Here is a 15,753-nt window from a genome sequence, read left to right as displayed (position 1 = left end):
AACGGGCCGTTCGATGTTTGACTTCGGGGCCTTGCCACCCGAGATCAATTCGACCCGAATGTATTCCGGTCCGGGGTCGGGGCCAATGCTGGCGGCGGCAGCGGCCTGGGACGGCATCGCCGTGCAACTGGAGTCGGTGGCAACCGGTTACTCCGCAACGATCTCGACACTGCAGGGGCAGCACTGGTCGGGTCCAGCCTCGGACGCGATGGCGGCGGCCGCTTCCCGGTATATGGCGTGGGCGACGGCGACCGCGGGTCATGCCGAACAGACCGCAGCGCAGATCCGGGCGGTGGCGGCCGCTTACGAGGCGGCGTTCGCCGCGACCGTGCCGCCGGCGGCGGTGGCGGCCAATCGTGCCCAGCTGGCGACGCTGGTGGCCACGAATTTCTTCGGGCAGAACGCCTTGGCGATCGCGGCCACCGAGGCCCTCTACGCCGAGATGTGGGCTCAGGACGCTGCCGCGATGTATGGCTACGCTGCAGGCTCGGCGCAGGCGAGCACGCCGGCGCGGTTTCAACACCCGCCGCAGACCACCGACCCGGGCAGCCAAGCCACCCAGCACGCCGCGGCGTCACGCGCTGTCGCCGAGGCTGTCACGCAAGATACGAAACTGCTTCTCTCCGAGCTGGTTTCCGGTAGCCAACAGCCGTCACAGATTCTTACCGCAGCAACGGCGCAGTCACCGCCGGTGAGCGTGGCCCAGGCGGTACCGCCGGCGTCGGTGCCGATAATCGCCCAAGTGGCTGCTTTTGGCCCGTCGTTGGGGGTGCTGAGCGTAGCTCAACAGGTGGTCTTCACGACCGGGTCGCAGGGCATCTTCGGGATGGCGATCTTGAATGCACAAGACCAAGCGGCCGCCGCGGCCGCGCCGCCCGACACGGTTTTCGTGGACGATGCACTCCGAAGCGCCCCGACGGGTGTTCCGGCAGCGGTGCTGGCGGGTGCGGGCAAGGCGGCGCCGGTGGGACGGCTGTCGGTGCCGCAGCACTGGTTGACGGCAACGCAGGCGGCGAACACCACCGACCCGGCAGCGCGATCACCGCGACCGGCGACCGTTGCGATAGCCGCAGAGCCAGCCAACGGGTCGCGGCCCCCCGCGGGCCACCCCCCGGCGGGCGTGCTGGGGCCGATGGACCGTGGTGCGTCGCACACCCGCGGGACCGCGGTGTTTCGTATGCGGGATCGGCGCTTCTGGATGCCGCGGCCACCTGCGGCGGGGTAAGCACGGGGTTAGCGCCGTCGTCGTGCGTCCGGCTCAGGGCACCAGCACCACCTTGCCGACGTTCTCCCGCGCAGCCAGGATGCGGTGGGCTTCCGGGGCGTTGGCAAAGGGCACCGCGGCGTGCACGATGGGCGCCGCGGTACCGTCGGCCAGCGCCTGCGACAGTGGTGCGATCCAGGGTCCGAGCGTGCCGCGGTCGTCCCACAGCCGCAACATGTTCAGGCCGATCACCGTCTTGGATTGCTCCATCTGCGTAAGCAGGCTGAAACCCCGCAGCATCGCCAGCGCCTGCGGGGCCGCCCGGCGCAGCGATCGCTTCTCGCCCCGCTGCAGCGATGAAAGCCCATAGGCGACAAGCCGTCCGCCGGGACGCAACAACGCCATCGACCGCCGCAGCGAGGTACCGCCGAGCCCGTCGAGCACGACGTCGTAGGGCGGCAGCCCTTTCCACCAGCCGGTCCGTCGGTAGTCGATGGCCCGGTCGATGCCGAGGGCCTCGAGCTGACCATGCTTGCCAGGTGACGAGGTCCCGTCTACAACGGCGCCGGCGGCCTTGGCCAGCTGGATCGCCGCGATACCGACGCCGCCGGCAGCCGCATGCACCAGCACGCGTTCGCCGGCCTGCAGGGACCCGTAGCCGTGCAGCGCCGCCCACGCCGTCGCATAGTTCACCGGTATCGCAGCGCCCTGTTCGAAGCTCATCGACGGTGGCAGCGGCACGGTGTCGGCGGCGTCGGCGTTGATGAGCTCGGCGTAACCGCCGAATCGGGTGCCGGCCACGATCCGCTCGCCGACCCGGGCCGGGTCCACACCCTCGCCGACCGCTTCGACGGTGCCCGCCACCTCGTAACCGACCACGCTGGGCACCTTCGGCGCATCCGGGTACAGCCCGACCCGGGCGAGGTGGTCGGCAAAGTTCACCCCGGCCGCACGCACCGCGATCCGGACCTGGCCGCTCGACGGCGGTGGCGGATCGGGGCGATCCTGCACTTCGAGCACCGAGGGAGGTCCGTGTTTGGTGATGACGACGACGCGCACGGGTTTCAGCCTATTGCGGTTCGGTCCATAATCCTGGCATGGACATTCTCGCTGAGCTGAACGCGTTGGTGGCGTTGTCGGGCGGTGCCGTCGGCGCAGCGGTGCGGGCGGTGTGCGCCCGCACGCTGGGCCTCCCGCCGCTGCCGGCCGAGGTGGACGGTGATCAGGCCGGTGCCGATCCGGCGGTGGCAGAGTTCGCCGAACAGTTCAGCGTCGACGTTTCGGTGATCACCGAAGCCCAGCGCGACCGGCTGAGGGATGCCATGGGGGACAAGGCGTTCGACGCCGTCGTGCAGATGTACATCGCGGACTTCGTGCCGCGGGTGCGTGCCGGGCTGGAAGCGGTGGGTGTTTCGGTGTCGTGGCCGGAGACGATCGTGTGGGATCACTTCAGCCACCCGGGCGACGCGTTGTTCAACCGGTTCATGCCAGCCGTGGCGCGGCTGCGGTCGTTGGACGCGGTGACCTCCGAGGTGGTCCGGTTGCGCGGTGCGGCCCAGCACAACTGCCGGTTGTGCAAGTCGCTGCGGGAGACGACCGCCCTGGACGCCGGCGGATCCGAGTCGCTCTACGACGAGATCGAACGCTTCGAGTCCTCCCGGATGCTGAGCGAGCCGCAGAAAGCGGCGCTGCGCTACGTCGACGCGCTGATCTGGACACCGGCGTGCATCGACGCCGACGTCGCGGCCGGGGTGCGCCGGCACTTCACCGACGACCAGATCATCGAGCTGACACTGGATGTGATGCGTAACGCCGGCAACAAGATCGCGGTCTCACTCGGTGCCGACGCGCCGCGGGTGGCCGAGGGAACCGAGCCCTACCTGCTCAACGCGGACGGCCAGACCGTCTTCAGCTGACTGTGTCGGTGTGACGGGCGAGGAAGCCCAGGATCGCGTCGGCGAAGATGTCGTTGCGGTCGCCGGCGACCATATGCCCGGCACCGGCCACGTCGATGAACTCCACCTGCGGGAAGCGGGCCAGAAACAGCTCGGCGTTCTCGGCACTGACCAGGTCACTGAGCTGGCCGCGCACCAGCAGCATCGGCACGCCGTCGTTGAGGATATTGGCCACCGCGGCGTTGAGCCGGTCGACGTCGTGGATCTCAAGCGGTGAGAACTCGTCTGAGCCGCTGACGAACTTCGGGTCCCAGTGCCAATACCAGCGGTCACCCCGGCGGCGCAGGTTGGTGGTGAGTCCGTCCAGGTCGGCGGGGCGGGGCCGGTGCGGGTTGTAGGCGGCGATCGCGTCGGCGACCTCGTCGAGTGAGCCGAAACCCGAATTCATCCGCTCGGCCATGAACGCCTGAATCCGTTCGGCGCCGGCGGCGTCCATGTTGGGCACGATGTCGACCAGCACCACCGCGCTGGCCGCACCGGGCGCCAGCTCGCCGGCCAGCAGCATCGCGGTGAACCCGCCCAGGGAGGCACCGACCACCACCGGATCCGGCGGCAGCGTGCGCAGCACCTCGTGAACGTCGGTGGCGAAGCTGACCAGCCGGTAGTCGCCTTCGCTCGCCCAATCCGACTCGCCGTGGCCACGGAGGTCGACGGTGATGGCCTGCCAGCCACGCTCGGCCACCGCGGCGGCTGCGCGGGCCCACGAGCGCCGGGTCTGGCCGCCGCCGTGCAGGAACACCACCGCGCGTGCCTCGGGGTCACCGTGACGGTCGGCGATGATCCGGACATCGCCGGGGGTGTGGGTGACGAACGTTTCCGCGGTCATGGTGGGATCGTAAGCCGGTGCTGATGGACGCTGCTCAACTGCCCGACAAAAACCCTTGTTGAGCTGCTTGTTTCCGGACTAGGATGAGGGCTTCACCGGCTGGGGAGGGCGCCATGGCCCGATTTCTCGCACTGGCCTACGCGGTGCTCAACTATCTGGCCTTCCTGGCGGTCTTCCTCTACGCGGTCGGCTTCGTCGGCGACTTCGTGGTGCCGCGCACCGTGGACCACGGTCTGGCGGCGCCGACCGGCCGCGCGATCGTGATCGACGTGCTGTTGCTGGGCTTGTTCGCCGTGCAGCACAGTGTGATGGCGCGACCGGCGTTCAAGCGATGGTGGACGCGACGGGTACCGCCGGATATCGAACGCAGCACCTACGTTCTGGCGTCGAACCTCGTTCTGGCCCTGCTGTTTTGGCAGTGGCGTCCGATCCCGGCGATCATCTGGGATGTCGCGTCGCCGGTGGGACGGACCGCGCTGTGGGTGCTGTTCTGGATCGGGTGGGCGATCGCGCTGGCATCGACCTTCATGATCAGCCACTTCGACCTGTTCGGGCTGCGCCAGGTCTACCTCGCGTGGCGCGAACAGCCCTACCAGCCGGTCGGTTTCCGCGCCTTGGCGCTGTACCGGGTGGTGCGCCACCCACTGATGCTGGGGTTCGTGATCGCGTTCTGGGCCGCGCCCACCATGACCGCCGGCCACCTGCTGTTCGCGGCGGCGAGCACCGGCTACATCCTGATCGCGCTGCAGCTGGAGGAACGGGATCTGTCGGGGATGCTCGGTGAGGAGTATCAGCAATACCGTCGCCGGGTGCGGATGCTGATTCCGGTCCCCAGGCACGACGTCGCGTCGCGGTAGTTCAGGCGAACGGCTGCAGGAGGAACCGCCCGCGCCGCAAGCTGCCGGACGTGCCGCAGCCGACGGGGACCGGCGGGCGCAGCGGGAGGGGCGTCGACGCCTTCCTGGCGGCCGCGCAGGGAGGCGATTTCGACGCCCTGTTGCGGGTGCACGGTCCCGACGTCAGATGCCGTCAACACACGCCGCGCGGGGTGGCGGTCATGACGGGATCCTCCGCGATCGCCGAGGCGGTTCGCCGAGGCCAGGGGGCGCGCGGCGCGGCTGGCCGGCATGGATCTGCCGCAGCATCCCCAAGCGCTCGGCAGCGCCCACCAGCCGCCACGGAGGTGAACGTCGGACGGTTGCGGCGCACCGGGGCGTGGTCGGCGGTCATTCCGCGCGCTAATCTCTTGGTCGTGCGAAGGCCTCGCGCCGACGCCGACCGACGACCTTGCGGGACGGTCATCCGCAGCTAGTTGGTGCCTGGGGCGGTAGCTCAGTCGGTTAGAGCCGCGGACTCATAATCCGTTGGTCGCGGGTTCGAGCCCCGCCCGCCCCACCGTAGCGCGCTGAAGCGCCCGCCTGGGAGCTCCGTATGGCGGCGCTAGCAAACCCCGCATTCCCACGACTGACCACCGTGTCCAGAGTTACCGTAGTGGCACCTGTAACGAAATGAGTGTTGTGGGAACAGTCAGTCCCTTCCGTCTCACCGTCGGCGTCGCGACGCTGGCTACCGGCGCCCTCATCGCACCGGTCGCGGTGACGCCGCGAACTGACGTCGTCGTGCGCGCGGCCGAGCTGGCCGCCAGCCCACTCGAACCGTATGTCGACCTGTTCACCAACACCCTCGAGAACCTGGGCGCCCTCGCTGGCCACTGGGTGGAGGACCCGCTGCCGGTCGTCGTCCAATTGTTCGCCAACGGATTCGGCTACCTGCAGGCGACGTTCGACGCGTTCGATGCCACCTTCTCGTCGTTCGTCGACGGGGTGATCAACTTGCCCGACCAGCTTGACACCCTGTTCGACGCCATCTCGTCGGAGGACATCGTGGGTGCCGTGGCGGAGGCGATCATCATCGTGCTCAGTGCCTTTCCGGTCTTCGGGCTGGTGGACCGGCTGGTGGCGATCCCCATCGAGATCGCCGGAAACATCGTGAATGCGGCGACGGCCGCCCTTCACGCGCTGCAGGTGCCGGTCGGCCTTGCCGCGCTCAGCTCCCTGCAGGCCGCCGTCACCGAGATCGAGACGATCGCCCACGATTTCATCGAGGACCTGTCGGCCGGGGATCTCACCGGCGCGCTGGTCGGGCTGGTCGGCGCACCCGCCCAACTCCTCAACGCCTACCTGAACAGCGAAAGCCCGGGTCTGGCAGGCATTCTCATGCCTTTTCAGGATGTGAACCATACGGGCTTCGTCGACGCGCTGCTGAACTATCTGCCGCGCGCCGTCGCGGAGTCGATCGGCGCGCCGCATACGCCGATCGACGACTCGCCGGCGCCGGATTTCGGGGACATCGACGTGGGCGACCCTGGCGCCCTGCTGCCCGACCTCTGAATCACCTTGTGCTTGCGTGGGTTCCGGCACGAGATGCCGCGATCGGAGATCAAGTTAATCCGAAGAACCCATTGGGCTGCATCCGTGACCATGTCGTGTTACCTGCGTGATTTTTGGACCGCATTGTTACGGGCATTGCGCGGGTGTCCCGAGCGCGTGAGTCGGTGTCGTAGCCGAATGAGGAGTCTGGTCCGTGGTCGGTGGGTCCGCAGTTGCGCGTCCGCGGCGTCGCGTCGGGTTGATCGCCACTAGGGGTGTCGCAACACTCCGCCGGCGGTGGACCGCTGTAATCGCAGTGCTGGCAGTACTTCTCGGCGGCACCGGAGTTGCGGCCGGGTTGCCGCCCATGGCGTCGGCGGCGATCGCCCAGGCGCAGCACGTGGTGGCCGTGACCACCACGGCCGCTCCGGTGACCGCCGGCCTGGTTGCCGCCCCGGCGAGCCCGGCAACTCAGTACGCCATCGTCACCGCACCCGCGTACGGCACGGCGACGGTCAGCGGTGCCACGTTCACCTACACTCCGGCGAACGGCTACGTCGGCGTCGACGCCTTCAGCTACGCCGCCACCGACGGCAGCTCGTACTCGACACCGGCCACCGTCACCATCCACGTGCTGGCCCGTAATTCGGCGCCGCCCTCGCTGGCCACCGCCTGCACCGATCTGGGTCCGGCCTTCACCCCGGTGTGCACGGCGATCGGTGACCTCACCGATCCGCTGGTGCAGGCCTGCAGCACGGTGGGCTCGGTCGAGGCGTGCAGCTGGTTCGGTGGCAACAAGCACGGGTTGATCAGCGCCTGCTTCGACGTCGTCACCGGACAACTCGCGGTGACGTGCAAGACGCTTGACGCGGCGGCGCAACTGGTGGCCAGCCAGTGCCGGGCGGTCAACGGCCCGATCGACTACTGCGCGCTGCGCAACGGTAGCCCCATCGGCGATCGGTCCGTACAGAACTACCTGGCCGGTCCGGTGCACCGGGCGCTGGTCCAGCAGTATGAGCTGGGCCTAACCGTGCCGCTGGGGGAGGCCCAGATACCGGCCACCCACAACTCGTTCAACTACACGAATGCCAACATCCCGCCCACGTTGTCGGGAATGGACCCCGACCAGCTGTACTCGATGGTCCACCAGCTCGACCTGGACATGCGTTTCCTTGAGCTCGACCTACATTGGTACCCCAGCCTCGGCGCCCCCGGCGGGTACGCGCCGATCCTGTGCCACGGCTTCGACAACCACTTGGGCTGCACCTTCGAACGGACCGCGGCATCCGGCCTGCAGGAGATCCGCCGCTGGTTGGACGCCCACCCCGAGACGGTGATCATCCTGTACGTGGAGAACCGGCTCGACGATCCGGTCGACGACATCAGCAAGTCGCTGCCTGCCGGAGCCGCGGTCATTGAGAGCACTCTGGGCACCACCTCGGGGCGTGACCTGTTGTTCCGTCCCGAGCAGGTGCAGCCCGGTGCCACCTGTGAGACCCAGGCCATCCCGCTGCATGTGAGCTTGGCCCAGATCCGGGCGACGGGCAAGCAGGTGCTGCTCTACACCAGCGGGTGCGGCCACGATCCGGGGTGGGATGTGCTCGGCTTCAACGACAGCAACGTGGTGGAGAAGGGTATGCCGGTCACCGTGCAGTTCCCCGACTGCTACTTCACCAGGACGCAGTTCGAGAGTTCCTATACGCGGTTCTTCGACTCCAACACGCTGGTCGACGTGCTCGCCGGCGGGGGCAACCTGCTGCCGATGACGGCTGAGCAGATCCACGAGATGATGCGTTGCGGCGCCAACGCGCCCGGCCCGAACTTCGTGGACCCACATGCCGATCAGCTGGCGGGTTTCGTGTGGAGCTGGTCCTACGGTCAACCGCTGTCGGGCTCCGCCCAGCAATGCGCCGTGCACAATGGCGACGGCCGCTTCCAGGCCGAGTCCTGCGGCCAGTTCTTGCGCTACGCCTGCCAGGGCCCTGACGGCTGGCACATCAGCCCCGGCGCCGGTCAATTCGCCGGCGGCGCCCTGGGGTGCGTCGGCCAGGGCGGGTTCGCGGTACCGCGCACCGGATATCAGAACGAACTGCTCAAAGCGGCCAAGGCCCAGGCGGGTGTCGACCGGGTATGGCTGGCTTACACCGCCGGCAACGATGGGAACTGGACCATGGGAGCGACGCCCCCGCCAACACCGTCGGCACCGCTCAGACCGGCCACGCCGGGTCTGCCGCCGCTACCGATACCCGTCGCGCAGTTCCCGGGCCGGGTGTCCTGACTGCGGTGATTCCGGCCGCGGCTCGGCGGCCGGAATCACCACATCATCCCGTCGTGGTTCGGCAATCGCGTCACCGGCGTCTGGCGTCGCGCTTGCCGCCGTGCGGGTCAAGCGGCTGTGTGGTTACACGTTGAAGAACGCACTGAACAGCGCTTGGAACAGCTCGGGGAAGCTGAGTTCTGGAATCTCGTTGAACGTGGTCAGTCCCTGGGTAACTGAATCCGCCGCGTCGATCTGATCCGGCGTCAACCCGAAGTAGGCATTGTGGACTGCCAACCCGTACAGCACGTCCTGCCAGTTGGTGTTCCCCATCAGCAGGTCGAACCAGCTCTTGGTTAACGAGTGCGTCGTGTAGATGTCGCCGTCGATGTTGAATACCTCGGTGGGATACATGTTGGTGGGGACGGCGGCGGGGGTGGCGCCGAGCATCACGAAACGTAACGCGTCCTCGGGGACGCCGGCTTTCACCAGGTCGTCTTGGGCGTGAGCGGCTATCAGGCTGCTTTGGGAGTAGGTGAAGATGGTCAGCGGGTCGCTGCACACACCCGCATCGTCGCAGCCCATTGCGCCGGCGTTGTACTCGGCCAGGACCGCCTCGATAAGGACCTTTTCGCCGCCCGGAACGCTGTCCAGGAAGTCAAAGGAGTTGGGCAGCGTCAGCGCGTGCGACGACTCAACGGTGCCCTCGTAACCCAGCGGCTCGAGGTACAGGTCGATCCCATTGCTGATGTAGTTGGCACTCGGTGTCCCGATGCCGGTCGGGCCCAGGACTAGCGCCTCGTCCGAGCCGTAGAGGAAATCGTACTTATTCTCGTCGGCCGCGTTGGCTGTGCCAGCGAATGCCATCGCGGCGCCACACAGCGCGGCGCCGATTATCAGTCGCTTCATAGCTCCCCCTTTTTTTGCAAAGATCCCAGATGTGTCGTCCGGCTGTTTTGCTCGGCATGTGAATGCATCGACCGACACCTCCGCGGTGTAGATGTGAATCCTGCTGTGGCGGCAGTGGTTGCCGACACACGGATTATTGCCGGTGACGTCAATTTAATCCCCGGAATCGAAATAATCGCGCGCCGGTTACCGATGCCATGGCTGCTGATGCACTAAGTGAATGACCTCTGGAACATAAGCGGAAGATAAGCAGACGAGCGTCCATGGAAAAGGACCATCGGGTCTGTCCCGGCCAACTACGCCATTGACAAATGGCACAATCGATGATGTCATTCCGACCGTGAGGAAACCCCACGGCGCGGCGCTGCCCGCCATACCCACCCGTGCGACGCTGCGGGCCGTGCTGTCAGCCACAGCCACCCGCTGGACGCTGGGATGTCTCACCAGCGCGATCCCGATGAATCGACCCGGTGTCTGGTTCGGACGCGGGTTGATCGCCACCATCATGGCGGCGTTCGGCTCGATGCCCGGTGGCACACGGATCGTGCCGGTGACCGGGCCCGGGTTGCGGGGGGAGTGGGTGCTCGGACCGGGCGTGGAGTTCGGCAAGCGCGCCGGCTACTACGTGCACGGCAGCGCCTACGTGATCTGCTCGGCGCGGACCCACCGCAAGCTGGTCGCGCGATGGTCACAGGCCACCGGCCTACCGATGTTCGTGGTGGATTACCGGCTGGCGCCCGAGCACCGGTTTCCCGCGGCTGCCGACGATGTCGAAGCCGGCTACCGGTGGCTGTTGACCCAGGGGTATGCGGCATCCGACATCGCGATCGGTGCGGACTCCGCCGGCGGCCACCTGGCCTGTGACATGCTGCTCGCCCACGCCGATGACCCGCATTTCCGGCCCGCTGCTGTGGTGCTGTTCTCACCCTTGATCGACCTCAGCCTGGGGCTGGCCCTCCAGCAGGAAGCGGTGCGCCGCGACCCGGCCATGTCGGCTCGCGCCGCGCGCCGGATGGTGAGCCTCTACCTGCGCGGCCACGACCAGGCCGACCCGCGCCTGCGGCTCGACTTCGCCCGGGCAGATCGGTTGCCGCCGACGCTCATTCAGGTCGGTGAATACGAGATGCTCAGCGCTGACGCACGATACCTGCACGCCGAACTGCGCCGGGCCGGCGCAACCAGCACCCTGGAGATCTGGCCGGGGATGGTGCACGTCTTCCAAGCGCTGCCGCGGCTGGCGCCGGAAGCCGCAGCGGCGCTGCGTCGGGCGGCGGCCTTCATCGCCGATGCCTACGGCGACGAGCGATCCGACACCCTCGAGGGGGTGTCGTGACCTTCGGAATCGACACGGTGCTCAACGCCTTCCGGACCGACCGGCGCTCGGTCAAGGCCAAGGCGGTGGTCACCGGTGCCGGCAGCGGTATCGGACGTTCCTTCGCCCTGGAATTGGTCCGTCGCGGCGGCGACGTCGTCTGCGCCGACATCGACGCCGACCGCGCGGCCGAGACCGTGGCACTGATCGAGCAGCTTCCCACCGGCACCGGGCACGCGGCGCAGTGCGATGTATCCGACCGTGCCGCAGTCGAGCAGCTGGCCCGGCATGCCCTGGAGGTCTTCGGCGGTGCGCCGACCCTGGTGATCAACAATGCCGGCGTCGGCATCGGGGGAAAGCCGGTCGGCGACATCGGCTTCCAGGACTGGGAATGGGCGCTCGGGATCAACCTGTGGGGGGTGGTCCACGGCTGTGAGATCTTCACACCGATCCTTCGCGAGGCCGGCCGCGGCGGGATCATCAACGTGGCATCGGCGGCAGGATTCGCTGCCGCGCCCTCGATGGCGGCCTACAACGTGTCCAAAGCCGGCGTCATGTCGCTGTCGGAGACGCTGGCCGCCGAACTCGATGGGACCGACATCGCGGTCACCATGTTGTGCCCGACCTTCGTCAAGACCAACGTCTTCACCGACGGCCGGATCACTCCCGGCTCGATGAGCCTCAGCCAGCAGCTGGCCCGCTGGACCGGATTGTCCGCGGACAGTGTCGCGGTGCGCACGCTGGACGCGCACGACAGCGGGCGGTTGTATGTGGTGCCACAGTTCGACGCCACCGTCATCTGGCACCTCAAGCGACATTTCCCCGCGCTGTATGCCCGTGGCGCCGGCCTGCTCGGCCGCGTCCTTCCCAAGAACTGAACCGTCTCACGAAAGGAATACAGCCGATCATGGCGATGGACCTGGACGACATGCTGCAGAAGATCAAAGACAAGCAGTGGGCCTTGGTCGATATCGACTGGGATGCCCCGGGAGCCGAGCTGATCGAGCCGGAGCTGTGGGCCAAGCTCAAACCGTTCATGATCGATCTGATGTGGATCGAGAACGTTGGTGCCCGGGGATTCGCCGCGCTGGCCAAGAAGGCGCCGACACCGACACTGAAGAGCATCTACGAGCACTTCCATGCCGAGGAGCAGAAGCACGCCAACGCCGAGCTCGCGCTGATGCGACGGTGGGGCATGCTGGAGGACGACGAAGTCCCGCCGCCGAGCGTCAACGTGCAGCTGGTGATCACCTGGCTCGACAAGTTCTCCGACGGCATGTCGTTGTCGATTCTGGGCACCGTCATCCCCATGCTGGAAGTGGCCCTCGACGGCGCACTGATCAAATTCATCACCGATGAAGTCAAAGACCCGGTGGCACAAGAGGTGTTCAAGCGGATCAACGCCGACGAGTCGCGTCATCTGGCGGTCGACTTCGAGGTGATGGACATCCTGGGCCACGCCAGCATCCGCAAGCTGGCTGTGGAGCTCGTCGGCAACTGGCTGAACCCGGCGCTGGTGGTCGGCACGTTGAGTTACTTCCCGCTGCTGAACAAGATGCGCGACAACATCGTGGCGATGGGCGTCAATGAGGAACGGCTCTACCAGGCGATGCGCCGGTTCCAAAGCGTCGGTGAACGAAGCGCATTCGCCCGCCGGGTCCCGATGTACCGGTTGATCTCCTGGCACGGCAAGAAGGTGATCGACCGCAGCTCGAAGTACCACTGGCTGGCTGATTCGCTGGTGAAGGTCACCGGCGTCATCCCGGCGTCATTGGTCCGCCACGAGCCGAGTTGGTCGCGGGAACTGACCTATGAGCCGGTCGCCTGAAGGAGCAGCCGCATGACGATATCTGTAGCCATCGTCGGCGCCGGGTTCGCCGGCATCGGCGCCGCCATTCGCCTCAAAGATCGGGGCATCACCGATTTCGTGATCTTCGAACGTGATTCGCGTGTGGGCGGCACCTGGCGGGACAACACCTATCCCGGCGCGCAATGTGATATTCCGTCAAGGCTGTACTCCTACAGTTTTGCGCTCAACCCCGACTGGTCGCAGACGTATTCGGGTAGCGCCGAGATACTCGATTACATCGACGGGATGGTCGCGTCCGCCGGGATCGCCCCACATATCCGATTCCAGCACAACGTGACCGCGCTCGGTTATGACGCCGAGGCAGGCGAATGGACGATCGACTTCGAGGATCGGGAACCGGTGCGGGCCCGTGCCGTGATCGTGGCCTCCGGCCCGCTGGCCAATGCCAGCCTCCCGGATATCCCCGGAATCGACGACTACCAGGGCCGCAAGATCCATAGCGCCCGTTGGGATCACGATTACGACTTCGCCGGCAAGAAGGTCGCCGTCATCGGCACCGGCGCCAGCGGTGTGCAGATCATTCCGGAGCTCGTCAAGGTCGCCAAGTCGGTCAAGGTGTTCCAGCGCACGCCGGGCTGGGTGCTGCCCAAGGTCAACACCTCGACCAGCGGCCCGCTCAAATGGGTCTACAAGAACGTGCCCGCGGCGGAGAAGCTGACGCGGGCCGCCTGGTATTGGGGTCATGAGTCGGTTGCCCTCGGCGTGGTGTGGGACAGCCCGTTCACCCGGCTGGTCGAAGCGGTCAGTGCCGCCAACCTGCGGTTGCAGGTGAAGGACCCGTGGCTGCGACGGCAGTTGACGCCGGACTTCTCCGCCGGCTGCAAACGGCTGCTGATGACCAGCGACTATTACCCGGCGTTACAGGCGGACAACTGCACCCTGGTGACCTGGCCCATCGCCCGCCTCTCGCCCAAGGGCATCCGCACTGTCGAGGGTATCGAGCACCGGTTCGACGCCATCGTGTTCGCCACCGGCTTCGACGTTCCCAAGGCCGGCACCCCGTATCCGATCACCGGGCGAGACGGGCGGGAGCTGGCCGCCGAATGGAGCGCTGGCGCCTACGCCTACCGCAGTGTGGCGGTATCGGGCTACCCGAACCTGTTCTTCACCTTCGGACCGAACTCGGGTCCCGGCCACAGCTCCGCCCTGGTCTATATGGAGGCCCAGATCGACTACATCGTCTCCGCAATAGCCAAACTCCTGCAGTTCGACTGGAAATCGCTGGATGTGCGGCCCGAGGTGCAGTCCCGCTACAACAAGGACATTCAGCGGCGCCTGGAATCGACCACCTGGAACTCCGGATGCCAGAGCTGGTATCTGACCGAGGACGGCTTCAACGCCACCATGTTTCCGGGGTTTGCCACCCAATACGTCAACCAGCTCAAGACGGTTGACTTGAAGGACTTCAAGATCACCGTGGCGGAGACCAGCCGCGACCCGGTTCTGACCACATAGGCTGCACTGGTGGCCGAGTACCGGATCGACGACCTCGCACGGGAGGCGGGAACGACCACCCGCAACGTTCGGGTCTATCAGGAGAACGGTCTGCTGCCCCGACCGCAGCGCCGGGGCCGGGTCGCGATCTACACCGACCGGCACCTCAAGCAGCTGAAGGCGATCATTCGCTTGCTCGGCGAGGGCTTCACGGTCAAGCACATCCTGAAGTTCCTCACCGGTCTGCAACGCGGCGAGGATCTGGTCGCGGTGCTGGATCTGGCCGATCTGGGCGAGTTGGTGACCGCGCCGTGGTCGAACCCGGTGTCGCAAACCATGTCCCGTGAACAGCTGGAGATGCGGCTGGGCAGCCTGGACGCCCCGATGCTGCGTCGGCTCGTCGAAGACGGAGTGATCGAGCCCAGCGACACCGAGAACAACTACCGGGTGATCGATCTGCGCCTCGTCGATGACCTGGCCGCGCTGATCGCGCGCGGTATGCCATTGCCGGCACTGCTGAACGCGGTCGGCGAAGTCGACCAGAAACTGGACGAAGCGGCCGGCGTGCTGGCCCGCAGCGGACATTCGGAGGTGGTGCGCCAGCGAGGGGCTGGATGGTTACCCGCCAACGACGACGAACTCGCGTGGGCCGCCGACTTGGTGGATGCCATGCGCCGGGTGGCACGACGAGCAGCGCACGCCAGCCTGGACCGGGCGTTCGACGCGGCGGTACGCACCGAGTTGCGGCGATACCGGCAGGAAAGCGACGAGCGCGCCACGCCCGCGGCGGACAACGGCTGACCTTGCGGCGTAGCGCCGCGGGCCGCGGTCCCGCCCGGTAGCGCCATCCGGTCGAGCCTGGCTATAGCGGACCGCCCGGACTAGAATGTTGAGTCCATGGCCATCCGGCGCGCGGTGCTCGTCATCGCCGACATCGGCGGATACACCGCCTACATGAACTGGAACCGGGGCAACCTGCTGTGTGCACAGACGGCGGTGGCCACCCTGCTGGAGTCGGTCATCGACGCCGCCAAGGGCATGAAGCTGGCGAAGTTGGAGGGCGACGCGGCGTTCTTCTGGGCACCCGACGGAGATGCCCGACTTCTGATCGGTGAACGGCTGGCCCGGATGCATCGGGCGTTCCTCGATCGGCAGGCACGCCTTGACAACGCCCGCGAATGCCGCTGTGAGAGCTGCGAGCAGCTGACGAATTTGTCGTTGAAGTTCGTCGCGCATCAGGGCGAAGTGGCCGAGCACAAGGTCAAGCGGCGCACCGAGTTGGCCGGCGTCGATGTCATCCTGGTGCATCGGATGCTGAAAAACCAAGTGCCGATACGGGAATACGTGCTGATGACCGACGCCGTCGCGCAGTGCCTCGACGAACCGATTCGCCGAGACTGCACGGCGCTGGTCCACGAGTTCGAGGGTCTGGGGCAGAAGTCGACGTACTACATGTGTCTGGTCCGATCGGCGGTGCAACCGTCGACCGCCCTGGGACTGGGCAACCGGCTGAAGCTGCGGTGGAACCGGTTGCCATTCCTGATCGGGGCCAAGGAACCCTGCGAGGGATTCCGCAGTCTGGATCGTGGCGCCCCCGAACTCTCGGCGGGCTGACCG

The 15,753-nt window shown here is 66.9% G+C and carries 14 protein-coding genes and 1 tRNA gene; 12 read left to right on the top strand and 3 right to left on the bottom strand.

All coding sequences use genetic code 11. The features are described from left to right. Window positions 1–13 precede the first annotated feature (13 nt). Window positions 14–1,225: a PPE family protein gene (locus ACAG20_RS01385; protein WP_370491258.1), complete on the top strand. Its 1,212-nt coding sequence runs from the start codon at window positions 14–16 to the stop codon at window positions 1,223–1,225. Between the two features lie 33 nt (window positions 1,226–1,258). Here the strand turns inward: ACAG20_RS01385 and ACAG20_RS01380 are convergent, their stop codons facing one another. After that, complete coding sequence (locus ACAG20_RS01380; RefSeq protein WP_370491257.1) at window positions 1,259–2,263, bottom strand: zinc-binding dehydrogenase; 1,005 nt, start codon at window positions 2,261–2,263, stop codon at window positions 1,259–1,261. Window positions 2,264–2,301: 38 nt separating this feature from the next. On the opposite strand from ACAG20_RS01380, the gene ACAG20_RS01375 reads away from it, so the two are divergent. Then, window positions 2,302–3,120: a carboxymuconolactone decarboxylase family protein gene (locus tag ACAG20_RS01375; protein WP_370491256.1), complete on the top strand. Its 819-nt coding sequence runs from the start codon at window positions 2,302–2,304 to the stop codon at window positions 3,118–3,120. On the opposite strand, the gene ACAG20_RS01370 is transcribed toward ACAG20_RS01375, so the two are convergent. After that, window positions 3,113–3,985: an alpha/beta fold hydrolase gene (locus ACAG20_RS01370; RefSeq protein ID WP_370491255.1), complete on the bottom strand. Its 873-nt coding sequence runs from the start codon at window positions 3,983–3,985 to the stop codon at window positions 3,113–3,115. The two genes, ACAG20_RS01375 and ACAG20_RS01370, sit on opposite strands and share 8 nt — an antisense overlap. A gap of 113 nt (window positions 3,986–4,098) precedes the next feature. Between ACAG20_RS01370 and mddA the strand changes: the two genes are divergently transcribed. The 4 genes from mddA (at window position 4,099) to ACAG20_RS01350 (ending at window position 8,632) form a co-directional block, all read left to right on the top strand. After that, entirely contained in the window at window positions 4,099–4,842 is a 744-nt protein-coding gene (gene mddA, locus ACAG20_RS01365; RefSeq protein ID WP_370491254.1) for a methanethiol S-methyltransferase, read from the top strand. A 464-nt stretch (window positions 4,843–5,306) separates the two neighbouring features. Continuing rightward, window positions 5,307–5,380 (top strand) — tRNA-Ile (locus ACAG20_RS01360). Between the two features lie 122 nt (window positions 5,381–5,502). Then, a complete protein-coding gene (locus ACAG20_RS01355) occupies window positions 5,503–6,375 on the top strand; it encodes a hypothetical protein (protein WP_370491253.1) in 873 nt (290 codons plus the stop codon). A 295-nt stretch (window positions 6,376–6,670) separates the two neighbouring features. After that, on the top strand, window positions 6,671–8,632 hold the full coding sequence (locus tag ACAG20_RS01350; RefSeq protein WP_370491252.1) for an Ig-like domain-containing protein: 1,962 nt from the start codon (window positions 6,671–6,673) through the stop codon (window positions 8,630–8,632). Window positions 8,633–8,755: 123 nt separating this feature from the next. Here the strand turns inward: ACAG20_RS01350 and ACAG20_RS01345 are convergent, their stop codons facing one another. After that, entirely contained in the window at window positions 8,756–9,520 is a 765-nt protein-coding gene (locus ACAG20_RS01345; protein WP_112686644.1) for a PE-PPE domain-containing protein, read from the bottom strand. A 340-nt stretch (window positions 9,521–9,860) separates the two neighbouring features. Here ACAG20_RS01345 and ACAG20_RS01340 point away from each other — a divergent pair, with 340 nt between their 5' ends. The 6 genes from ACAG20_RS01340 to ACAG20_RS01315 all read left to right on the top strand — a co-directional run bounded on the left by ACAG20_RS01340 (window position 9,861) and on the right by ACAG20_RS01315 (window position 15,750). Then, the gene (locus ACAG20_RS01340; RefSeq protein ID WP_370491251.1) at window positions 9,861–10,853 is read left to right on the top strand and encodes an alpha/beta hydrolase; all 993 of its coding nucleotides are present in this window, start codon (window positions 9,861–9,863) and stop codon (window positions 10,851–10,853) included. Next, on the top strand, window positions 10,850–11,710 hold the full coding sequence (locus ACAG20_RS01335) for an SDR family NAD(P)-dependent oxidoreductase (protein ID WP_370491250.1): 861 nt from the start codon (window positions 10,850–10,852) through the stop codon (window positions 11,708–11,710). Before ACAG20_RS01340 ends, ACAG20_RS01335 begins: the two co-directional genes overlap by 4 nt. 29 nt (window positions 11,711–11,739) lie before the next feature. Further along, entirely contained in the window at window positions 11,740–12,660 is a 921-nt protein-coding gene (locus tag ACAG20_RS01330; RefSeq protein ID WP_370491249.1) for a ferritin-like domain-containing protein, read from the top strand. Between the two features lie 12 nt (window positions 12,661–12,672). Next, window positions 12,673–14,157, top strand: a complete 1,485-nt coding sequence (locus ACAG20_RS01325; RefSeq protein WP_370491248.1) for a flavin-containing monooxygenase — start codon at window positions 12,673–12,675, stop codon at window positions 14,155–14,157. Between the two features lie 9 nt (window positions 14,158–14,166). Continuing rightward, window positions 14,167–14,937 (top strand): MerR family transcriptional regulator, encoded by a 771-nt coding sequence (locus ACAG20_RS01320; protein WP_370491247.1) that lies wholly within the window; start codon window positions 14,167–14,169, stop codon window positions 14,935–14,937. Window positions 14,938–15,033: 96 nt separating this feature from the next. Then, complete coding sequence (locus ACAG20_RS01315; RefSeq protein ID WP_112686651.1) at window positions 15,034–15,750, top strand: DUF2652 domain-containing protein; 717 nt, start codon at window positions 15,034–15,036, stop codon at window positions 15,748–15,750. The last annotated feature ends 3 nt before the right edge of the window (window positions 15,751–15,753 follow it).

This window comes from Mycobacterium sp. pW045 (genome assembly GCF_041287085.1).
Classification (GTDB): domain Bacteria; phylum Actinomycetota; class Actinomycetes; order Mycobacteriales; family Mycobacteriaceae; genus Mycobacterium; species Mycobacterium algericum_A.
The sequence above is the reverse complement of the archived record's forward strand: the minus strand, read 5'-3'. Positions and strand labels throughout refer to the sequence as shown.